We start from the raw sequence: 21401 nt of genomic DNA, 5'->3' as shown, positions 1-21401 counted from the left end.
TGATCTACCAGGTGGCGCCGGGATGCTGGCGCGCAAGGCTCTGCATTTCGGAAAGCAGGTAGCCCATGTGCTCCGAGTGCTCGCCGTGCTTGCCGGTGGTGACGTGCTTCGCCTCCGACGGCAACGTGAGCGTGGCCAGCGCCACTGTGGCGGCGACGTCTGCCTGCCAGGCGGGCTGAAGGTCCGCCATCAAGGGACCGATGCCGGCCGCTGCCACCGCGGTCTCCACCGCATCGGCCGCGAAGAACTCACGGGTGTACGGCATCAGGTAATCCAGTGCCGCCTGCGCGCGCCGGTGCGACTCCTCGGTGCCATCGCCAAAGCGGATCAGCCAGTCGGCGGCGTGGGTCAGGTGATAGCGGGTTTCCTTCAGCGACTTGGCAGCGATGGCCGCCAGATGCGTGTCGGTGGACGATTGCAATGCCGTCCACAGGTGGCCCATCAGCGCGGAATACAGGAAGTTGCGCGTGATCGTGACCGCATAGTCGCGCTCGGCGCGTGCCGTGCCGGCAAGCGGCCCGAAGTGGGGCAACTCCACCAAGGTGTAGTTGGCAAACTCGCGCTCGGCGCGGAAGTAAGCGTAGCTGTCTTCGGTTTTCCGTGTGCCGTTCAGCGCTTCGTCAAGGGTAGCTGCGTGCGAATACAGCAGGCGTGCCTGGCCGATCAGGTCCAGGCTGATGTTCGCCAGCGCGATGTCTTCCTCGAGCGCCGGGCCCTGGCTGCACCACTCGCTGTTGCGCTGGCCGAGGATAAGCGCGTTATCGGCCAGGCGCAGCACGTACGACAAATGTTGGGGCGTTGTCATGTTCTGGGTCCCGCCTTACATGTGGTCGACTTCGGGGGGGAGCACGAAGAACGTCGGGTGGCGATAGATCTTGTCGCCAGCCGGCTCGAAGAACGACTCCTTGTCCGCCGGGTCCGACGCCGTGATCATGGCCGACGGCACCACCCAGATGCTCACGCCTTCCTGGCGGCGCGTATAGACGTCGCGGGCCATGCGCAGTGCGCCGCTGGCGTCAGGCGCGTGCAGGCTGCCGCAATGCTTGTGGTCAAGGCCCTGCTTGCTACGCACGAACACTTCCCAGATTGGCCATTCCTTGTTCATCTTTGTCTCCTGTTCAAGCAGCTTGTTTGCGGGCGCGGGCGGTCTGTTTCTCGGCATGCGCCAGCGCGGCTTCGCGCACCCAGGCGCCATCGTCGTGCGCCTTCACCCGGGTGGCGAGGCGCTCCTTGTTGCAAGGCCCGTCGCCATTGACCACGCGCCAGAATTCTTCCCAGTCGATCGCGCCGTAGTCGTGCGCACCGCGCGCCTCGTTCCACTTCAGGTCCGGATCGGGCAGCGTCACGCCGAGGATCTTGGCTTGCTCGACCGTCGCGTCGACAAACTTCTGGCGCAGGTCGTCGTTGGAGATCCGCTTGATGCCCCACTTGAACGACTGGCCGCTATGGATGGAGTCCTTGTCGCTGGGACCGAACATCATCAGCACCGGCCACCACCAGCGGTTCACCGACTCTTGCACCATGTCCTTCTGGGCCTGCGTGCCCTTCATCATCGACAGCAGCGCATCGAAGCCCTGGCGCTGATGGAAGGACTCCTCCTTGCAGATGCGGATCATGGCGCGCGCGTACGGGCCGTAAGTGCAGCGGCACAGCGGGATCTGGTTCATGATCGCCGCGCCATCCACCAGCCAGCCGATCACGCCCACGTCCGCCCAGGTGGGCGTGGGGTAATTGAAGATGCTCGAATACTTGGCCTTGCCAGCGTGCAAGGCATCGACCAGCTGGTCGCGCGACACGCCCATCGTTTCGGCCGCGCTGTAGAGGTACAGGCCATGGCCGCCCTCGTCCTGCACCTTGGCGAGCAGGATGGCCTTGCGCTTGAGGCTCGGCGCCCGGCTGATCCAGTTGCCCTCGGGCTGCATGCCGATGATCTCGGAATGCGCGTGCTGCGAGATCTGCCGGATCAAGGTCTTGCGGTATGCGTCTGGCATCCAGTCCTGCGCCTCGATCTTGCCGTCGGCGTCCATGACCGCGTCGAAATGCGCCTGCTCCGGCGAGACGTCGGCTTGCACCGTTTCGAGCGGCTGGGCGTTGCCCGGGATATCCAGTGATTGGGTGTACATGGCGTTTTCCTGTGGACCGATGCCGCAGTATATTTATAAACCGACCGTCCGGTTGATTTATTATTTAGATCGACAAACAAAACTGATAGTTACATAGCCTGAGTTGTGAAGGACTGGCCGGCTGAGGAAAAAAGTTGTGACGAGCGAAGCATATTCACTCCGGCATGCAGCATCGGGCAGGCCAGCCTCCCTGCCGGGAATCCGGCGCACGGCCAGCGCCCCTTGATGGCGCACCCAGGCAGTAGAATGGAAATTTGCCCCCGGGGAAGAAAGTGTGCGTGAAGCGCGAGCTTGCTGCGATTGGCATCGCTGCTGTACTGACTGGCACCCAGGTGGTGTGGGCCGCGACTGACGCGTCAATTTCGTCCGAATCGTCCGAAAGGCCGCTGCCGGCCCAGGCGCCGCCATCGGCGGGCACGGCAAATTGCTGGGGAACGCTCTGGTCTCGCCCGAATGCGAAAGTGCAGATGGAGGCGGACGGCACCATGCCGATGTCCATGATGACGGTCCAGGAGCTGCTGGAAAATACGCCGGCGGGATGCCAGGCGATCATCAATATTCACTCGAAGAGCGCGCTGGCAGCGCTGATGGGGCCGCCGGTCATTGCGGACCAGCGCGACCTGGTCAGCATCTCGCCGCTCGCTGGGCCATCGGCGGTTCGCGTCGAAATCCATGCAGAGATCAATGCGAGAGCGCGCTATGCCCGGCTCTATGGCACATCGACAAGCGTGGGCGAAGGTGTGGTCAACTATGCCGGCGCAGATCTGCGCGAGGGCACGACACTTGGCGGCGTGACGGTCAACTCCAGCTTGACGCTCAAGATCTATGCGCGCGGAACGGATGAGGAGGTGGGCGAACTGCGCGCTCCGCACGCCACGATCACCATCAGCTCGCGCCACGTCGGACGGCGCCGCATGATCGAAACCGCGCTGGGCCGCAAGGATTGCATACCGATCACTTACGAAAAACATTCCTCGCTTGGGCCGGCGCAGCTAGTCGATACGCTGATCATGACGACGCCTTCGGTCATGCAGATCACGGATTGGTATTGCCCAAGCGAGCGCTTCGTGCTTCGTACGGAAGTACGGGAGCAGGGCAAGGTCCAACGCATCGATACGACAGCAATCATGCCGGCCGGAGAGGCACCCTGAATTCCGCTCGGGGATCAGGCAGCACAGGAAGGACTGCGGCGCTGCATTACCCTGGGCTGCGTCATGGCCCGCGGTGCCGGGGACAAGCCAACCCGGTTCGTCAAAGAAAAAACCCGCCGGTTTGGCGGGTTTTTCCAGGCGCACGGCATCAACCGCCGCGCGGCGAGACGGCTCAGGTCCCGGCGGCGGAGGCCGGCGCTGCCTTCTTGGTGTGCTTCTTATGCGACTTCTTCGCCTTCGAATCCGTCAGGTTGGCACGCGAACTCTTGTTTGCGCCCTGGGTATACGGGTCAAACTTGTCGCCAGCCTTGGCCCCGTCGGTATAAGGGTCGGCCTTGCCTGCCTTGGCGCCATCGGTGTACGGGTCTGCCTTGCCAGCCTTGGCGCCCTGGGTGTAGGGATCAACCTTGCCGGTGCCTTGCGCCTGAGCGGCGATGGATGCTGCGCCAAGGCACAGCGCGAAAGCGGTAGCGACAATCTTCTTCATGACATTTCCTTGGAAGGCCACCTCCCGGGCAGCCGTGGACACGCGAACATTGAGCTAGCCTGACCGACCAGCTCTCCACTAAACGCATCGTATTAAGCGTCCGTTGACTTGGCATTCAAACTTCTTTTCCCAAAATTGGAGCCATTTGAATGGAGCCAATGACGAGGTGAACGCGGAACCCCTTTTTGCGGCCTTGGCGGATCGGGCGTTCCGGCATCGATGCCCACATGCCGTCTAGCGGTGCCGGAACACCGCCGCCCTTCTCTCCAAAAACGCGTTCATCCCCTCCTTCAGATCCTCCGTGGCAAACAGCGCATGCAACTGCCGCCGCTCGAACAGGATTCCCTCGGACAGCGATGACTCGTAGGCGCGGTTGATCGCCTCCTTGACCGCCATCATCGACGGCAGCGAAAAACCGGCAATCGTCTGCGCCGCCGCCATCGCTTCATCCATCAACCGCCCGGCCGCCACCACCCGCGATACCAGCCCGCTGCGCTCCGCTTCATCCGCGCCCATGTTGCGCGCCGTCATGCACATGTCCATGGCTTTCGCCTTGGAGATGGCGCGCGGCAGGCGCTGCGTGCCGCCCGCGCCGGGGATGACCGCGAGCTTCAGTTCCGGCAGGCCGAACACCGCGTTGTCCGCCGCGATGACAATGTCGCAGGCCATGGCCAGCTCGCAGCCACCGCCAAGCGCGTAGCCAGCCACCGCGGCGATCACGGGCTTGCGCACATTGCGCAGCGTCTCCCAGTTGCGCGTGATGTAGTTGGACTTGAACACGTCCATATAGTCCCAGCCGCGCATGGCTGCGATGTCCGCGCCGGCGGCGAAGGCCTTGGCGTTGCCGGTGATCACGATGGCGCCAACGCCGTCGTCCTGGTCACACGCCAGCAGCGCCAGGCCGAGCGCATCCATCAGCGCATCGTTGAGCGCGTTCATCTGCCGGGGGCGATTGAGCCGGATCACGGCGACGCGGCCGGCCATCTCCAGCAGGACCAGGTTCTCGTCGATCGCAGGCGTGGCTTCATGCGCGGTCATTGGACGTTCCCTCCCCTTGCCCGCTCTCGCGAAGTTGCTCCCGCAGCCTGAATTTCTGGATCTTGCCCGCTGGCGTCGACGGCAGCGCGGCCTGCACGACCAGCCGCTCGGGGATGTATTGCGCGGCCATCTTCTGCGCCTTGAGAAAATCCACCATCGCGGCCATGTCGAATGCCTGGCCGTCGCGGGTCACGACGAAGGCGCAGGCGCGCTCGCCAAGGCGCTCGTCGGGATAGGCGACGATGGCCACCTGCGCGACGGCCGGATGCCGGTACAGCAGGGTTTCGATTTCAACCACGGGGATGTTCTCGCCGCCGCGGATGATGACGTCCTTGCTGCGGCCGTCGATGCGGATGTAGCCGCGCGCGTCGATGCGGGCCAGGTCGCCGGTGTCGAACCAGCCGTCGGCGTCGGTGTCGTTCAGGTGGGGACGGCGCAGGTAGCCGCCGAAATTGGAGCAGGAGCGCACCAGCAGGCGGCCGCTGGCGCCCACCGGCAACGCCGCGCCCGCTGCGTCGACCACGCGCACTTCCACGCCGGGCAACGGGCATCCGTCGGTGCTGGCGGCGCGCGCATCGTCATCCTCGAGCCGGGTGGTGGTCACAGCGCCCATTTCCGACATGCCCCAGGCGGAGATCACCTTGGCGCCCAGCGCGCCGCGCGCCAGCTCCACCAGTGCGCCGGGGATAGGTGCGCCGGCGCACAGGAAGGCGCGCAGCGTGGGCACGGCGCTGCCGGTCTCGGTGACCGTGCGGGCCAGGTCGGTGAGGAACGGCGTGGAGGCCATGGTGAAGGTAACGCCCTCCTGCCGGATCAACGCTACGGCCTTGCCCGGCTCCCAGATGTCTTGCAGCACCACGCTCGCGCCCAGCATGACCGGCATCATCAGGCCGTACATGAAGCCGGTCTGGTGCGCCATGGGCGAGGCCATCAGGATCACGTCGCCCGCACCCAGGCGCAGGCGTTCGGCGTACGTGACGATGTTGGCCATGAGCGTGTTGGACGAATGCAGCACGCCCTTCGGCTCGCCGGTGGTGCCGGAGGTGTAGATGAGCTGGGTGATGTCATCCGGGCCGGGGCGATGGCCAGCCGCCAGGTCCGGCGCGCCGGCACCGGCCAGCAAGGCCTCGAACGAATCGGGCCCGGCGCCGCCGATCACGGCCACATGCTGCAGGTCGGGCAGTGCCTGGCGCAGGCCATCGAACATGGCTTCGTAGTCAAACCCGCGAAAGCGCTTTGGAATCACCACGACCTTGCTGCATGCGTGCCGGAGCATGAACGACAACTCGCGCTCGCGCAGGATCGGCATCAGCGGATTGAGCACCGCGCCAAGGCGCGCGCAGGCGAGGTAGAGCGCGGTGAACTCCCACCAGTTGGGCAACTGGCAGGACACGACATCGTTGGCGCCAACACCCAGCCTGGCGAGGCCCGCGGCGATGCGCCCGGCCCGCCCGGCCAGCTCCCAGTACGTCAGGCGCGTGGTCGTGCCGCTCTCCACCTGCAATGCGCTCAACGCAACCTTGTCGGGGCAACGGGCCACGCAGTCGTCCAGCGCATCGTTGATGGTGCGCTCTGGCCACAGGCCTTGCGCAACGCTGGACGCGCGGCGCGGGGGCAGCAGGATGGCGTCGAATTCCATGGCGTGTCTCCTTGTTGTTGTCGGTTTGGCCTGGCTTGCCGGGCTTGTGGTTCGGGCTTGCTAGCTGGCGAGATCAGGCCGGCACCGCATCCCGGCCCGCGCGGGTGCGGGCGATGATGGTCTTCATGATCTGCGCGGTGCCGTCGCCGATCTGGAAGCCGAGCACATCGCGCAGGCGCTGCTCCATCGGGCCGCGGTCGTAGCCGCCGTGGCCAAACGACAGCAGGCACTGGTGCACCACGTCGTAGGCCAGCTTGGGCGCCCACCATTTGCACATCGCGGCTTCGGCCGTGTGCGGCAGGTTGCGGTCTTTCAGCCAGAGCGTCTGCAGGCACAGCAGGCGCGCGGCAGTGACCTGCGTCTCGAAATCCGCCAACGGATGGGACACGCCCTGGAAGGCGGCCAGCGGCTTGCCGAAGGCCTGGCGCTCGGCCACGTATTCCCAGGTTTCCTCCAGGCTCGCCCTGGCCACCGCCAGTACCTGCAGGCCGATCAGCGCGCGGGAGAAATCGAAGCCCTGCATCACCTGCACAAAGCCCTCGCCTTCCTTGCCGAGCAGATGGCTGACGGGCACGCGCACGTTCTCGAAGAAGATCGAGCCGCGCCCGATCGCGCGCTGGCCGTGGCAGTCGAAGCGATTGGTGGTGATGCCGGGCAGGTCCATCGGCACCAGCAGCGCCGAGACGCCGCGCGCGCCCGCCTCCACGGAGCCGCTGCGCGCGAACACCACGGCGGCGTCGGCCTGGTCGGCAGCGGAGATGGAGGTCTTCTCGCCATTGAGCACGTAGTGGCCGCCGTCGCGCTCCATGCGCAGGCGCAGGTTGGCCGCGTCCGAGCCGCCGCGCGGCTCGGTCAGCGCGATGGCAAGCAGGGCTTCGCCTTGCGTCAGGCGCTGCAGCCATGGCCGCGCAATCTCCGGGGCGGCATGATGCGCCAGGATCTGCCCGTTCAGCGAGGCCAGCAGGTTGATGTAGGAAAGGCTCAGGTCCGCGCGCGCCACTTCTTCGTGGATCACGCCGGCCGCCAGGCAGCCCAGGCCCTGGCCACCGTATTGCTCGGGCAGCTCGGGGGCGATAAAGCCCATCTGGCCCATTTCGCGCATCAGCGCGCGGTCAAGCTCGCGAGTGCGGTCGCGCGCCAGGAAGCCGGGTGCGATACGTTCGGTGGCGAAGCGGCGGGCATGGTCGCCGAGCGCGGCCAGGTCTTCGTCGAGATAGGGGTTCATGGCGTCTCCAGGATGTCTTGCCGCATGGCGCGCCGATGCGATGCACCGCGCGGCCGCGTTGCTTGTGACAGCAACGGCGGCTATGGCGGCTTACGGCGGCTACGGCGGCTACGGCGGCTACGGCGGTTTACTTGGCGTACTTGCGGAAATCGGGCTTGCGCTTTTCCTGGAAGGCGGTGACGCCCTCGCGCGATTCCTCGGTGTCGTAATAGAGCTTGAGCGCGTACATGCCCATGCCGGCGATGCCGCTCTGGTGGGCCGTGTCCATGTTGAACGAGCGCTTGGCGATGGCCAGCGCGGTGGGGCTCTTTTCCATGATCTCGTCGCACCACTTCTGCACTTCGGCGTCGAGCTGTTCATGCGGGACGACAGCGTTGACGAGGCCCATGGCGAGGGCTTCGGCCGCCGGATAGCGGCGGCACATATACCAGATCTCGCGCGCTTTTTTCTCGCCCACCACGCGGGCCAGGAAGGCCGTGCCGTAGCCAGGATCGACCGAGCCGACCTTGGGGCCCACCTGCCCGAACACGGCCTTCTCGGAGGCGATGGTGAAGTCGCAGATCGTGCAGATGACATTGCCACCGCCAATGGCATAGCCCTGCACGCGGGCGATGACGGGCTTGGGCACGTCGCGGATGGCGTTGTGCAGCTCCTCCATCGGCAGGCCGATGGTGCCGCGGCCGTCGTACTGGCCTTCATGGGCGGACTGGTCGCCGCCGGTGCAGAAGGCTTTCTCGCCGGCGCCGGCGAGCACGATGGCGCCGATCTCCCGGTCATAGCCGGCGCGGTTGATGGCGTGGATCAGTTCGTCGCAGGTGCGCCCGCGGAAGGCGTTCATCTTCTCCGGGCGGTTGATGGTGATCCAGGCCGCGCCGTTGCGCACGTCGTAGAGGATGTCTTCGTAGTTCATGGTCGTTGTCTCCGTTGTCTTCGATGTCTTCGATATCGCCGCGGCCGGGTTCAGCCGTTCATGGTCAGGCCACCCGACACGCTCAGCACCTGGCCGGTGACGAAGGCCGCGTCGTCGCTGGCAAAGAACACGATGGCGCCGGGCAGGTCCTCCGGCTGGCCGATGCGGCCCAGCGGGATCGAGCGGGTGAAGGCTTCGATCAGCTTTTCCGGATTGCCTGCGCCTTGCTTGTAGTCCTCGAACAGCGCGGTATCGGTCGGGCCGGGGCACACCACGTTGACTGTGATGCCGTGACGGGCGTGCTCGCGGGCGATGGTCTTGGAGAACGACACCAGGCCGCCCTTGCACGCGGCGTAGACCGCCTCGCCGGAGGAACCCACACGCGCGGCGTCGGAGGCGATGTTGACGATGCGCCCGCGCTTGCGCTCCACCATGCCGGGCAGCACCGCGTGGTGCATGTGCAGCGCGCCGGTGAGGTTGATGGCGATCAGGCGGTCCCATTGCGCCGGCTCGGTCTTGGCAAAGGGCTTGAACACGTCCCAGCCGGCGTTGTTGACCAGCACGTCGATGGGGCCAAGCTGGCCGATGGTGGCCGCCACGGCGGTGTCGACGCTGGCGCGGTCCGTGATGTCGCACTGGAATGCTTCGGCGCGGCCGCCGTCTTCGCGGATGCGGGCGGCGACCTGCTGCGCTGCCGCCAGGTTCAGGTCGAGCACGGCCACGGCGGCGCCCTCCCGCGCAAAGCGCCGGCAGGTTGCGCCGCCGATGCCACCACCACCACCAGTCACGATGACCGTCTTGCCTTCGAGTCTTTGCACAGTGTTCTCCTTCGTGGTCCAGGGTGCTATCGTGCGACTGATAGGTCGCGCGCCAGCGGTTAAATACGTAAATATATTGACGTATACTAGGCGGGCAACTGAACCAATGCAAGTACGGTTTCTCAGGAATTTATGATGGTTAACCCCGATTTTGATGATGATCTTGCCCCAGCAGCGCGCATGGAAATGGCAAACAGGTTGTTCTTTCGCCTGTACCAATGCGCAAATATGTTGCATAAAACAGGGTCAAGGGCGGTCGAGGCCGAAGGCCTGACGACGCAGCAGTGGGCCGTGCTGGGCGCGCTGTCGCGGCCACAGGCGGCCGATGGCATGAGCGTGGGCGACCTGGCGCGCTACCTGATGGTGAGCCGGCAGAACCTGTCGGGACTGATCAGCCGCATGGAGCGCGACGGCCACCTGAGCATGGCGCCCGACGGGCGCGACCGGCGCTCGCGGCTGGTCACCATGACGGAGACCGGGCGCCATGTATGGCTGCGCCTGGCGCAGCCCAAGATCCGGGACTACTACGAGCGGGCGCTGACCGATTTTTCAACCGGCGACATCACCCACACGCTGCACTACCTGCTCAAGCTGCTGGAAAACATGAAGGGGCTGGATGCCGAAGGCGCCGCGACGGAGGACGGGCGGGAGTGAGGCGTGATGCGTGGGGGGGGATGACGCAAACCGGCCGCCAGCACCGGCTTGCGTTGTTGCGCATCATTGCGTCATTACGCTGTTGCCTTATTCAGCCTTGATGCCGCGTGCGCGGATCAGCTCGGCCCAGCTCGCGCTTTCCTGGCGGATGCGCGTGGCGAGCGCATCGGGCGTGCTGGCAACCGGCTCCATGCCCTGGCGCGCCAGTTCCTCGCGCACCGCCTTGCCGGCGAAGACTTCGCGCACGTCGGCATTCAGCGCCTCCACCACCGGCGCCGGCGTGGCGTGCGGCACCAGCAGCGCGTACCAGGAGCTGACCTCGATGCCGTGCACGCCCTGCTCCGCCAGCGACGGAATCGCGGGCGCGGCGGGCGAGCGTTTGGCCTGGGTCACGGCCAGCGCACGCAACGCGCCGGAGCGGATGAAGGGCGCCAGCGTGGGCAGCGTGCCGAACAGGATCGGCACCTGCCCGCCCACCACGTCGTTGAGCGCCTGCGTGGTGCCCTTATAGGGCACATGCAGCAGCGCGATGCCGGTCTGCTGGCGGAACAACTCGCCGGCCAGGTGCAGGCCGCTGCCCACGCCGGGGCTGGCATAACCAAGCGGCGGATTGGCGTGCTGTGCCAGCGCCACCAGCGCCTGCACGGAATTTGCGCGTACGGAAGGGTGCACCGCCAGCACATTGGGCGAACTTGCCAATAGCGAAACGGGAAGGAAGTCGCGCTCGACCTGATAAGACAGCGCCGGGAACAGCGTGGGGTTGATGGTCAGGTTGCCGGCCGGCGCCACCAGCAAGGTGCAGCCATCGCCCGCCGCGCGGCGCACCGCATCGATGCCGATATTGCCGTTGGCCCCGGGCTTGTTGTCCACCACCGCGGTCACGCCGCGCCGCTGGTGCAAACCCTGCGCGAGCGTGCGCGCGAGCAGGTCGGCCGGGCCAGCCGCCGGGAACGGCACGACAATGCGCAGCGCACTGCAGGCTGAGGCGGGTTGCGCGGCGCATGCCGCTGGTGCCGCGCCAACCCACAGGCTGGCGAACGCGAGGCAGGCAGCGGCGGGCCAGCGCAGTGCACGCCTGAGGTTGGTGTTGGGCTTCGGATGTCGCACGGTAGGCCTGCTAATGGTTGGCGTGACGGGAGCGATCCCTTGGTTTTGTTTTATATATAAAACCACAGATTGCTATTGAGACGAATGAAAATATAGCCGGCCCTCTCCCCGAATGAGACTAGGGTGAACCCTTGGTTTTTGGGCAGCAGGTTTCGCGCCTAAACTAAAGACGGCACCCCGTCAGGCGCACACCGTCCATGCCACGTCCGCGGCACGCGAACACCGCCGCAAGGGGGCAAAAGGGGGCTGCCGTGCAAGGCTTCCAGCTCACGCTATTTACCATCGAAAACCGCCGCCACCACGGCAAGCAGTTATCCCACTGGCTGCTGCAGATCCTGCGCGAGCTGCAGATCCGCGGCGCCACGCATATGGTCGCGGCCGAAGGCATCGGCCATGACCGCCGCTTTCACACCTGGCATTTCGTGGAGCTGGCCGACCGGCCGGAGGAGATCACCGTGATTGCCACGGAGGAGGAAGTGCAGCGGCTGTTCGACCGCCTCGCCCTGGAAGACGTCCAGGTGTTCTACGCCAAGACGCCGGTGGAGTTCGGCTTCCTCGGAAAAAGCAGCACGCCAGAGGCGCGGAGCCCCTGACCTGGCCGGGCCACGCGGCCGCACTCGGCCAGCGTGCGCCAATCAATCCATGCTGGCCGCCACGCTGGCGCCAGTGCTGCCGCGCAAGGTGGCCTCCGGCAGACGCGCCACCAGGAAGGGCGCCACCAGCGACACAGCGGCGCTGAGCAGGAACAGCGTACGGAACGCCACCTCGGCCGCCGCCCGCACCGCGCCTGCATCGGCCGAGGCGCCCGCGTCGCCGCCCACCATGGCGCGGTGGAACATGCTCATCAGGACGTCCTCGCCACCGGCCAGGTCCGCTATTCCCATGTCGCCACGGCGCAGCAGCGCGATCAGCACGGTGGTCAGCACCGCCACGCCGACCGCGCCGCCGAGCATGCGCGAGAACGCGGTCAGCGCCGTGGCCACCCCTACCTGATGCGCTGGCACCGCGTTCTGGGTAGCGACCAAGCCACTCGGCAACTGCAGCCCGATGGCCAGGCCGAGGATCACCATCACCAGCGCGGTCAGCAGGACCGCATGCGGATCGACGAAGGCCAGCGCAACAATCGCCAGCGGGGCAACCAGCGAACCCACCAGCTGCAGCGGCTTGTAACGGCCGCTGCGCGTCATCAGCCGGCCCGAGACAAACGCGCCAAACGGGATGGACAGCGTCAGCGGCACCAGCCGCAGCGCGGCGCTATCGGCCTGCACGCCGCCCACCACCTGGAAACGCAGCGGCAGCAGCACGGACATGGCGATCAGCTGGAAGAAGCACAGGAACAGCGTGATGCAGCAGATCGCGACCGTCGGCACGCGCAGCATGTCCAGCGGGATCATCGGGTCCGCCACCCGGCGCTCTTGCCACACGAACAGCACCATGGCGGCCACCCCGGCCACCAGCAGGCCAAGCGTTTGCGGCGTCGCGGCCGACTGCCCCTGCCCGAGCCGGGTCAGGAACACCAGCACGCCGGTCAGGCCGCCACCGAACAGCAGCGCGCCGACGTAGTCGATGCGATGGCGGCGCCCGCCCGCTGGCAGGTGCTTGAGCGCACGGCGGACCACCAGCAGCGCGATCAGCGCCAGCGGCAGATTGATCCAGAAAATCCAGCGCCACGACAGGTAATGCGCCAGGTAGCCGCCGATCACCGGGCCGGCCATGCTGGCCACGGCCCATACGCCGCTCACATAGCCCTGGTAGCGGCCACGGTCGCGCAGCGGCACCACATCGGCAATGGTGGCCTGCGACACCGAGATCAGGCCACCGCCGCCCAGCCCTTGCAGGACGCGCGCGATGATCAGTTGCGGCATGGTCTGCGCCAGCGCGCACGCGATCGAAGCCAGGAAGAACAACACGATGGCGAACGACAGGACCGAGCGCCGCCCGAGCAGATCCGAGAGCTTGCCGTAGATCGGCGTCACCACCGTGGAGGCCACCAGGTAGGCCGAGACCACCCAGGCCATCTCCTCGAAGCCATTAAGCTGCAGCGCGATCTCCGGCAGCACCACGGCCACGATCGATTGCTCCAGCGCGCCCAGCAGGATGGCCAGCATCAGCCCGAAAATGACCTGCATCACCGGCACCGGCGGAACCGGCGAGGGGACGGATGCCGCGTTGCCAGGTTTGCCGCCATCGCCCGCGGTCTCGGGGGCGGCGGAAGTGGCCGAAGCGCTCGCGGGTGACTGGGCGGGTGAAGGCGGAGCTGAAGCCGCCAGGAAGGGCGGCATGGAGGCGGCGGTCATGGGCTGAGGCAGAGAGGACGCTTGCGGCGAGGGACATGGAGTGCGGCGCCACCGCGAACGGGCGGCATCGCTCCTGTCTGTTTTTGTATACAAGGGCGCTATTGTAGGCCTAAGCCTTGCGCCTTGCAGCCGCCCCGGCGCCTTGCCGGGCTCCTGACCTGAATGCCGCCTGATCGACATTCAGGCGATATTCAAGCGACATTCAAGGCGGCATTGCCGGACTCAGAACGACTCCCAGTCGCCCGCGGCCATGGCCGGGCTGCCGGCGGCCGGGGTGCGCACGGCGCGGCGCGGCGCCGGTGCTACGGCGGCAGGCTTGGCCTGGCGCGCGGCGGGCAGTGCCTTGGAAGACAGCACAGGCTCGCGGCCCTGGCGCACCACCGGCGCGCGGGCCTTGCTAGGCAACACAGGCTCGCGGGTGGTGCGGACCGCGCCGGCACGTGGCGCCACGGCGGCCGGCCGGGCCGCCGGCTTGGCAGCACTTGCAGGTGCCACGCGCGCTGCCGGTGCAGCAGGTGTTGCATGCACCACCTGCACCGCCTGGGCAGCACGAGCGGCCGGAGCCGCCGGTTTGGCGGGAGTCGGGCGAGCCGCCGCCTGGCGGACCGGCGGGTGGCTCTTGCCACCTGCGGCCGTATGCGCCGCAGGGCGCCGCCCGGCGGCTGCCGGCGCCGCGCGCGCGGCCGATACCACTCGCGCAGGCGCAGCCGGTGCGGGCGCCCGTGCAACATGCGTTTGCGCCGGTGTCACCTGGAACCTGGATACATCGTCGACCAGCCCGGCGGCCTGCTGCTGCAGGCTCTCGGCGGCGGCGGCGGCTTGCTCGACCAGCGCGGCGTTCTGCTGCGTCACGCTTTCCATCTGGCTGATGGCGCGGTTGACCTGCTCGATGCCGGAGGATTGCTCCTCGCTGGCCGCGGCGATCTCGCCCATGATGTCGGTCACGCGCTTCACCGCCCCGACGATGTCGTCCATGGTGCGGCCAGCGTCCTCGACCTGTTTGGCGCCATGGGCCACCTGCCCCACCGAGCCATTGATCAGTTGGCCGATCTCCTTGGCCGCCGACGAAGACCGCTGGGCCAGGCTGCGCACCTCTGCGGCCACCACGCCAAAGCCACGTCCTTGCTCACCGGCGCGGGCAGCTTCCACGGCCGCGTTGAGCGCCAGGATATTGGTCTGGAAGGCAATCCCTTCGATCACACCGACGATGTCGGCGACCTTGGCCGACGATTGCGAAATATGCTGCATGGTCTCAACCACGCCGCGCACGGCGTTCCCGCCCGCCGTTGCCACGCCGGAAGCGCTGAGCGCCAGTTCGTTGGCGTGGCGTGCGTTGGCCGCGTTCTGCTTGACCGTCGAGGTGAGCTGCTCCATGGATGCCGCGGTCTGCTCCAGGGATGCCGCCTGCTCTTCCGTGCGCTGGGACAGGTCGGTATTGCCCTTGGCGATTTCGCGGGTCGCGCCGTCGATCGAGCGCGTCGCGCCCTGGATACCGTGCACCAGCGTTGCCAGCTGCCCGAAAGCGCGCTCCAGCGCACCCAGCATGCGGCCCATCTCGTCATCGCTGCTGGCGTGGATGACATAGGTCAGGTTGCCATGTGCGAGCGCTTGTGCCGCGTCCAGCGCCTGCCGCGCCGGGCGCGTGATCGAGCGCGTGATGCTGATGCCGAGGACGGCGGCCAGCGCGAGCGCGGCGGCAGCCAGACCCAGCAGCAGGTTGCGCCCCATCTCATAGCTGGCATTGGCCTCCAGCACGGCGGCAGCGGCCACCTTGCGCCCGCCGTCGGACAATTCGCTCAGCTTGTCGAAGTAAGGTGCCTGGGCCGCCGGCAGGGTCGCCACCAGCGCGCTGCGCGCGCTGTCGAACTCGCCGCCCTGCAACTGGCGCAGCACCGTGTCGAGCTGGGTGTCGTAAGCGTTGCGTGCCTCGATCAGGGCACGATAGGTTTCCTGGATCTCAGGCCTGGCGGACCTGGACAACCACTTCCCCAGTTCATCCAGCGTGCCGCGCATGTCCTGGCGCAGCGCGCCGATGCGCTCGGCGTTGCGGCGCACGGCGACCGGATCCTCATTCAGGGTGGCATCGCGCACCAGGATGCCGGCGCGCAGCGCAACTTGCTTGACACGCTCGATCTCCAGCACCTTGAACAGGCGCCCTTCCACTGTCAGGCGCATCGATTCGTTCATGGTGCGCAGGGACATCATGCCCAGCACGGCCACGGCAACCAGCAGCAGCGCCACGAGCGAAAACGCTACCGTCAGGCGCACCCCAATGCCAAAGTTTCGCAACCAACGCATCTTCCCGGCTCCTTTAACTCTTATCGCGCGCGCTTCATCCTCGCCCCGGACAGATTTCCGGAGCGACGCCGCATCGCGGGCTTAACGGCAGGGACAGGAGCAAGCTTGAGGGCTAAACAGCGACTTCCACAAAGAAGCGGAAAAAAGCGGGATTGAAAGGGAATATAAGGGGGAAAAGCCCGGCAATTCGAACGATTGGCCGGCTGCAACCTGTCGTCTAATGTCACCCATGCACTTCGAAGTGCCGCCTCCGGCGCTTGTCGCCGAGGGCGCACAACAAACAAAGTGGGCACACAAAAAAAGAAGCCCACGCGCGGGGTGCTCGTAGGCTTTCCAGGACTGCTTTAGAGCCGAAAGGCCCTGAAGCGAATATAAACCTGCTTACATGAGGTGTAAATCCAATTTCTATCAGGGATAACTCTGATAGCAAAAGTGCCGAAAGTGCCACGCAAGTGGCGAATACGCGGCATGGAATACATCGCAGCAGCAGGCCAGGGCCACCTTGTTGCCCGCAAACCCATGCCAGACAGGGAATGCGGGCGCGGGTGGCGTTGGGACTTGCCACGCAAGCGCAAATCAACGCATAGATCTGCAGCGTGATGCAATAGTTTTATTAGAGGAAAACCTCTACGCGAGACGCGCCCCCCAACCGTCAAGATTTGTAAGAAATTTTGTTACCCTCGCCGCTGAAGTATTCCCCTTCTCTTCTGGCGGCGTCGCCCGCCACAGCTTGCGGGGCAGCATCGGATCCACCGCCTGGACACAAACCAGGGCCGGTCCCGGCCCATGCCGCCTCGCCGTCCCGCGCCAGCACCGAGAGCGGATGTTTCATCCCCCGCCCAGCCCAGGCCGTGCCACAGCCGGCACCCAGCCACGCTGTCACACCCCATTTGCCCAGGCCCAGTTATTGGACCGTTGCCAGCCGCCAGAACCCGAGCGGGCTCTTCCGGAGAAGTTGTGAACAAGAAGGTAACCAGGATCGATCGCCCGAGCCGGAAACTGCAGCACCTGCAGCTCTCCACCCACAGCGCAAGTCGCAATCCTGTCGTCGTGCACCTATCGAACGGCATTCGGCTGCACGGCGTGATCATGGCGGCGGACAACTATATGGTGCTGCTGGCGGAGTCGGCGCAGGACCCGCTTGCGCAGATCGTCTACAAGCACTCCATCGCCGTGATCACGCCGGCTCACGCCCCCGAGGCCATGGCCAGCGTGCCCGGGGCGGAGACCTCGCCGGAATTTGTCAGCTTATATACACCGCGTACCCGCAAGCGCCGCTAGGCGTTGCCGAGGTCACGCCGCAGGCCCGGCGGGGCTTGTTTCACACCAAATCCGCCATTCGTTTTCAAACCATCGCAAAGATCACTCTAAATCTTTTCCGGCCCCAACCGATAACCCAAACAACGGTGGCACTTCTCGCCCAGCATTGCCTGGCAGCCAACGTTGCGGCAACAGCCGGATTGCACAACTCACTTGTAAAAGAATAGGAGTCGTACCATGTCGATGGTCATCAATACCAACACGTTGTCCCTGATGACGCAGAACAACCTGAGCTCGTCGCAATCGTCGCTGAACAGCGCGATCCAGCGTCTGTCCTCGGGCCTGCGTATTAACAGCGCCAAGGATGACGCTGCTGGCCAGGCAATTGCCAACCGCTTCACCTCGAACATCAACGGCCTGACCCAAGCTCAACGTAACGCCAACGACGGTATCTCGCTGTCGCAAACGACTGAAGGCGCGCTGACCGAAGTCAACAACAACCTGCAAGCTATCCGTACCCTGGCCGTGCAAGCCGCAACGGGCAGCAACTCGGCAAGCGATCTGAAGTCGATCCAGGACGAAATCACCCAGCGTATGGCTGAAATCGACCGTACGTCGCAACAGACCGACTTCAACGGCGTGAAGGTCCTGTCGTCGACCGCATCGTCGCTGAAGGTGCAAGTTGGCGCGCAAGACGGCCAGACCATCTCGATCGACCTGAAGGAAATCAGCTCGAAGACCCTGGGCATGACCGGCTTCACGGTTGCCAAGAACGCACTGCCGACCAGCGCCGCCATCACCACGGTTGCCGCCGCTACCGGTACCACCCCGGTTGCAGTCGACCTGTCCGCCGCAGCAACCTCGCTGACCACCGCTACCGGCTCGACCGTCAAGGCCAGCGACCTGACGCTGAGCAACGTGCTGGACTCCGCAGGCAACTCCACCAACAGCTACGTGGTCAAGTTCGGCAGCGACTACTACGCTGCTTCGGTCGACAACAGCAATGGCAAAGTTACGCTGAACAAGGCCGACGTGAAGGTCGGCGATGCGGCCAACGGCAATACTGGCAATACCGTGGCTGGCCAGCTGGTCAAGGTCGGCGCGGATTCGAACGGTGCGGCAGTGGCGTACGTCAGCCAAGGTGGCAACAACTACGCTCTGGATACCACGGCAGGCCCGGCAGCCCTGGTCAACGGTGGCTCTACGACCACGGCCGTAACAAACGGCGCCCAGATCGAACTGAGCACCAGCGGCAGCACCACTGCTACCACCGCCTTCACCGGCGTGGGCAGCACCAACCCGCTGACCACGATCGACGCCGCACTGGCAACGGTCGACAAGCTGCGCAGCTCGCTGGGCGCAGTGCAGAACCGCTTCAACTCGGCAATTTCCAACCTGGGTTCGGCTGTCACGAACCTGTCGGCATCGCGCTCGCGCATTCAAGACGCCGACTACGCGACGGAAGTGTCGAACATGTCGCGCGCCCAGATCCTGCAACAAGCAGGTACGGCTGTGCTGGCCCAGGCCAACCAGTCGACCCAAGGCGTGCTGTCGCTGCTGCGTTAATCCCGCAACAGTCGTCACCCTCCTAGTAGTGCCGGGCCTGCGGGCCCGGTACTGCCGGGAATGCTTCCAGAGCGGTCTCCGCTCTGAAAGCGTTTCCACCGGGGCTTTTATGCTCCGACCCAACCGCCGCGAGACAGACCATGATCAGATCGCCCGAACTGCTATCGCCGATGACCGCCACGCCTGCCGCCACCCCGGCCTCGTCCGTGGATACGGCAGGCGAGCCGGCCGCCGGCCAGCAAGCGGGCTCAGCCTCGGCTGAGGGGGCCGCAGCCGCGAAAGCGGAAGCGGCCAGCTCCAGGGAGCTGGCCAGCGCGCTCGCCAGTCTGAACGAAGCCTTGCGGGCGACCCCGGTCGAGGTGCGGTTCAACATCGACCACGACACCCACCGCTTCGTGACGGTGGTGGTGGACAAGACTACAGGCGAAACCATCCGCCAGTTCCCCTCGAAAGAAGTCCTGCGCATCACCCGGGCCATTGACAAGCTGCAAGGCCTGCTGATTCACCAGACCGCTTGAGCGGCCAGCCCTCCCCCCCCCGAACAAAGTCATCACAGGTAGCAATCATGAGTTCATCGATTTCGTCGCTTGGCGTTGGTTCCGGACTGGATCTGAGTACCTTGTTGACCAATCTGCAGTCGGGGGAACAGGCAAAGCTCACGCCGATCACGGACCAGCAGACGGCGGCGACCTCCAAGCTGTCGGCCTATGGCGTGCTCCAGGGCGCCGTGGCCTCGTTCCAGACCACAGCCGCCGCGCTCGGCACGGCCAGCCTGTATAACAGCACGACCACTACGTCGAGCAACACCAGCGTGCTGACCACGGCCGCGGACAAGACCGCAGTAGCCGGTAGCTATGCCGTCAACGTGACGGCCCTGGCGCAGTCGCAGACGCTGGTGTCGAACGGCATCACCGACAGCACCGGCCAGCTGCTGGGCAGCGCCAGCATCAAGATCGAATTCGGCACCACCAGCGGCACGACGTTCACGCCGGGCAGCGGCACGCCCACCTCGATCAACATCAACGGCACCAACAACACGCTGACCGGCATCCGCGATGCCATCAACGCGGCCAATGCCGGCGTCACCGCCAGCATCGTCAATGACGGCAGCAGCGCGCCCTATCACCTGGTGATCACCTCCAACACGTCCGGCGCCGCCTCCAGCATGCGCGTGTCGGTGGCCAGCAATGGCGCGGGCGACCCCAGCACCATCAGCGGCCTGCTGTCGTATGATCCGGCGGGCACCAAGGCCATGACCGAGAACGTCAAGGCCGCGGACGCCAAGCTCACCGTCAATGGCCTGGCGATCACCAGCGCCACCAACACGGTCCAGGGCGCCGCGCAGGGCGTCACGATGAACCTGGCCACGCTCGGCTCCAGCACGATCAGCGTGTCCACCGACACCTCGACGATGGCCAGCGCGGTGCAGAGCTTTGTCACCGCCTACAACACGCTGCAGACCACGGCAGGCAATCTGTCCAGCTACGACGCGACCACCAAGACCGCGGGCGTACTGCTGGGCGACAGCACCCTGCGCACGATCGAGAACCAGCTGCGCTCCGTGATCAACACGCCGCAGACAGGCGCCAGCGGCAGCCTGAACAACCTGACGCAGATCGGCATCGGCTTCAACGCGAACGGCACCATGTCGCTGGACACCGCCAAGCTGAACAGCGTGCTAGCCAGCAACAAGGCCGGCGTGGCCCAGCTGTTCAGCGGCACCGACGGCAAGTCGGGCTATGGCAACCAGCTGGCGACCGTGGCAGCCGGCTTCTCCAGCGCCACCGGGGCACTGACCACCGCCACCAACGGCGTCAATGCGCAACTCAAGTCACTAGCTACGGACTACACCAACATGTCCGCCCAGATCGATGCCACCGTCGCGCAGTATCGTACCCAGTTCCAGCAACTGGACTCGATCATGTCGCAGATGACTGCCACCAAGAATTATCTGACGCAGCAGTTTTCTGCTGCAAGCGGCAAGACGGCCTGACCCACGTCACCCCGTTCGCAGCCGCCGCACCAAACCTAGGGATCGCCGCCATGTACGCACGCACTGCCGCCAACGCCTATGCCAATGTAGGCGTCCAGACCGGAGCCATGAGTGCTTCTCCGCACCGGCTCATCGTGATGCTGTTCGACGGCGCGCGGGCAGCCATCGCCCGCGCGCGCTTCCACATGGAGGCGGGCAAAATCGCCGACAAGGGCATGGCCATTTCGAAGGCGATCGAGATCATCGACAGCGGCCTGCGTGCCTCGCTGGACCACGGCGCCAGCGCCGAACTCGCGGGCAACCTCGATGCGCTCTACGAGTACATGACCCGCCAGCTCATGCTGGGCAACCTGCATAACGATGACGACCGGCTGTTCGAAGTGGACAAGCTGCTGGCCGACCTGGCCTCGGCGTGGAGCCAGATCGACCCCGCCGCGGAGCCGGAGCAACAGCCGCTGCGGCCCCCGGAAGCCGTCTCGGTAGGGGTATGACATGCTCAGACAAAAGAACCGACTCATCGCCTGCTATGAAGAACTGCTCGGCCTGTCCGGGCAGATGTGCGAAGCCGCACGCGCCAGCGACTGGGACAGCCTGAGCGCGTTGCAGACCCGTTACGTGGCCCAGGTCAACGTGCTGCGCAATAACGACGACGTAGCCTTGCTCTCGCCTCAGGAACGCCGCTACCGCTACCAGATGCTGGAGAGCATCCTGTCGCAGGATGCCGCCATCCGCAACCTGGTGATGCCCCAGCTCGAACGCCTCGGCAACCTGCTCAATCACTCGCGCCGCCGCCTGGAACTGCACCACACCTACGGCGCTGACGCAGCCCTCTGAT

At 65.7% G+C, this 21401-nt stretch carries 22 protein-coding genes; 10 read left to right on the top strand and 12 right to left on the bottom strand.

Features of this window, described 5'->3' with window-relative positions:
* Positions 1 to 4 precede the first annotated feature (4 nt).
* Genes paaC through paaA form a run of 3 tightly spaced genes read right to left on the bottom strand, consistent with a single transcriptional unit; the run spans position 5 to position 2123 of the window.
* A complete protein-coding gene (paaC, locus tag AC1DS3_RS06635; RefSeq protein WP_441640289.1) occupies positions 5 to 805 on the bottom strand; it encodes a 1,2-phenylacetyl-CoA epoxidase subunit PaaC in 801 nt (266 codons plus the stop codon).
* 15 nt (positions 806 to 820) lie between these two features.
* A complete protein-coding gene (gene paaB, locus AC1DS3_RS06630; protein WP_006156041.1) occupies positions 821 to 1105 on the bottom strand; it encodes a 1,2-phenylacetyl-CoA epoxidase subunit PaaB in 285 nt (94 codons plus the stop codon).
* 13 nt (positions 1106 to 1118) lie between these two features.
* Positions 1119 to 2123, bottom strand: a complete 1005-nt coding sequence (gene paaA / locus AC1DS3_RS06625; protein ID WP_441640290.1) for a 1,2-phenylacetyl-CoA epoxidase subunit PaaA — start codon at positions 2121 to 2123, stop codon at positions 1119 to 1121.
* A 278-nt stretch (positions 2124 to 2401) separates the two neighbouring features.
* Between paaA and AC1DS3_RS06620 the strand changes: the two genes are divergently transcribed.
* Positions 2402 to 3274, top strand: coding sequence for a hypothetical protein (locus tag AC1DS3_RS06620; RefSeq protein ID WP_441640291.1), 873 nt, complete (start codon positions 2402 to 2404; stop codon positions 3272 to 3274).
* Positions 3275 to 3446: 172 nt separating this feature from the next.
* Here the strand turns inward: AC1DS3_RS06620 and AC1DS3_RS06615 are convergent, their stop codons facing one another.
* The 6 genes from AC1DS3_RS06615 to badH form a co-directional block, all read right to left on the bottom strand.
* A complete protein-coding gene (locus tag AC1DS3_RS06615; RefSeq protein ID WP_441640292.1) occupies positions 3447 to 3761 on the bottom strand; it encodes an amino acid ABC transporter permease in 315 nt (104 codons plus the stop codon).
* Between the two features lie 234 nt (positions 3762 to 3995).
* Complete coding sequence (locus tag AC1DS3_RS06610; RefSeq protein WP_441640293.1) at positions 3996 to 4799, bottom strand: enoyl-CoA hydratase; 804 nt, start codon at positions 4797 to 4799, stop codon at positions 3996 to 3998.
* A complete protein-coding gene (aliA, locus tag AC1DS3_RS06605; RefSeq protein ID WP_477109624.1) occupies positions 4786 to 6438 on the bottom strand; it encodes a cyclohexanecarboxylate-CoA ligase in 1653 nt (550 codons plus the stop codon). Before aliA ends, AC1DS3_RS06610 begins: the two co-directional genes overlap by 14 nt.
* Before the next feature lie 73 nt (positions 6439 to 6511).
* Positions 6512 to 7663, bottom strand: coding sequence for a cyclohexanecarboxyl-CoA dehydrogenase (gene aliB, locus AC1DS3_RS06600; RefSeq protein WP_441640295.1), 1152 nt, complete (start codon positions 7661 to 7663; stop codon positions 6512 to 6514).
* 127 nt (positions 7664 to 7790) lie between these two features.
* Positions 7791 to 8573 carry a 2-ketocyclohexanecarboxyl-CoA hydrolase gene (gene badI, locus AC1DS3_RS06595; protein WP_043353513.1) on the bottom strand — a complete coding sequence of 261 codons (783 nt, stop codon included), beginning with the start codon at positions 8571 to 8573 and terminating at the stop codon, positions 7791 to 7793.
* Between the two features lie 50 nt (positions 8574 to 8623).
* Positions 8624 to 9391 carry a 2-hydroxycyclohexanecarboxyl-CoA dehydrogenase gene (badH, locus tag AC1DS3_RS06590; RefSeq protein WP_441640296.1) on the bottom strand — a complete coding sequence of 256 codons (768 nt, stop codon included), beginning with the start codon at positions 9389 to 9391 and terminating at the stop codon, positions 8624 to 8626.
* A 135-nt stretch (positions 9392 to 9526) separates the two neighbouring features.
* Here badH and AC1DS3_RS06585 point away from each other — a divergent pair, with 135 nt between their 5' ends.
* Positions 9527 to 10045 carry a MarR family winged helix-turn-helix transcriptional regulator gene (locus AC1DS3_RS06585; protein WP_441640327.1) on the top strand — a complete coding sequence of 173 codons (519 nt, stop codon included), beginning with the start codon at positions 9527 to 9529 and terminating at the stop codon, positions 10043 to 10045.
* 87 nt (positions 10046 to 10132) lie between these two features.
* On the opposite strand, the gene AC1DS3_RS06580 is transcribed toward AC1DS3_RS06585, so the two are convergent.
* Positions 10133 to 11113, bottom strand: a complete 981-nt coding sequence (locus AC1DS3_RS06580; protein ID WP_441640328.1) for a tripartite tricarboxylate transporter substrate binding protein — start codon at positions 11111 to 11113, stop codon at positions 10133 to 10135.
* A 236-nt stretch (positions 11114 to 11349) separates the two neighbouring features.
* Between AC1DS3_RS06580 and AC1DS3_RS06575 the strand changes: the two genes are divergently transcribed.
* Positions 11350 to 11745 carry a DUF190 domain-containing protein gene (locus tag AC1DS3_RS06575; protein WP_441640297.1) on the top strand — a complete coding sequence of 132 codons (396 nt, stop codon included), beginning with the start codon at positions 11350 to 11352 and terminating at the stop codon, positions 11743 to 11745.
* Between the two features lie 42 nt (positions 11746 to 11787).
* Here AC1DS3_RS06575 and AC1DS3_RS06570 read toward each other — a convergent pair whose 3' ends face one another.
* On the bottom strand, positions 11788 to 13281 hold the full coding sequence (locus tag AC1DS3_RS06570) for an MDR family MFS transporter (RefSeq protein ID WP_441640298.1): 1494 nt from the start codon (positions 13279 to 13281) through the stop codon (positions 11788 to 11790).
* Between AC1DS3_RS06570 and AC1DS3_RS06565 the strand changes: the two genes are divergently transcribed.
* The gene (locus AC1DS3_RS06565; protein WP_441640299.1) at positions 13271 to 13456 is read left to right on the top strand and encodes a hypothetical protein; all 186 of its coding nucleotides are present in this window, start codon (positions 13271 to 13273) and stop codon (positions 13454 to 13456) included. The genes AC1DS3_RS06570 and AC1DS3_RS06565 overlap by 11 nt on opposite strands.
* Positions 13457 to 13671: 215 nt before the next feature.
* Here the strand turns inward: AC1DS3_RS06565 and AC1DS3_RS06560 are convergent, their stop codons facing one another.
* A complete protein-coding gene (locus AC1DS3_RS06560; RefSeq protein ID WP_441640300.1) occupies positions 13672 to 15747 on the bottom strand; it encodes a methyl-accepting chemotaxis protein in 2076 nt (691 codons plus the stop codon).
* Between the two features lie 957 nt (positions 15748 to 16704).
* Here AC1DS3_RS06560 and AC1DS3_RS06555 point away from each other — a divergent pair.
* The 6 genes from AC1DS3_RS06555 to AC1DS3_RS06530 all read left to right on the top strand — a co-directional run bounded on the left by AC1DS3_RS06555 (position 16705) and on the right by AC1DS3_RS06530 (position 21400).
* Complete coding sequence (locus AC1DS3_RS06555) at positions 16705 to 17028, top strand: RNA chaperone Hfq (RefSeq protein WP_441640301.1); 324 nt, start codon at positions 16705 to 16707, stop codon at positions 17026 to 17028.
* A gap of 216 nt (positions 17029 to 17244) precedes the next feature.
* Complete coding sequence (locus AC1DS3_RS06550) at positions 17245 to 18573, top strand: FliC/FljB family flagellin (RefSeq protein ID WP_477109625.1); 1329 nt, start codon at positions 17245 to 17247, stop codon at positions 18571 to 18573.
* Positions 18574 to 18713: 140 nt separating this feature from the next.
* A complete protein-coding gene (locus AC1DS3_RS06545) occupies positions 18714 to 19091 on the top strand; it encodes a flagellar protein FlaG (RefSeq protein ID WP_441640303.1) in 378 nt (125 codons plus the stop codon).
* Positions 19092 to 19138: 47 nt separating this feature from the next.
* A complete protein-coding gene (gene fliD, locus AC1DS3_RS06540) occupies positions 19139 to 20566 on the top strand; it encodes a flagellar filament capping protein FliD (protein WP_441640304.1) in 1428 nt (475 codons plus the stop codon).
* 50 nt (positions 20567 to 20616) lie between these two features.
* Positions 20617 to 21057, top strand: a complete 441-nt coding sequence (gene fliS / locus AC1DS3_RS06535; RefSeq protein WP_441640305.1) for a flagellar export chaperone FliS — start codon at positions 20617 to 20619, stop codon at positions 21055 to 21057.
* A 1-nt stretch (position 21058) separates the two neighbouring features.
* Positions 21059 to 21400, top strand: coding sequence for a flagellar protein FliT (locus AC1DS3_RS06530; RefSeq protein WP_416051757.1), 342 nt, complete (start codon positions 21059 to 21061; stop codon positions 21398 to 21400).
* Position 21401: the final 1 nt, after the last annotated feature.

The organism is Cupriavidus sp. 01L46 (assembly GCF_056399905.1).
Note: the sequence above shows the minus strand (reverse complement) of the source record. Positions and strands in the feature narration are given on the sequence as shown.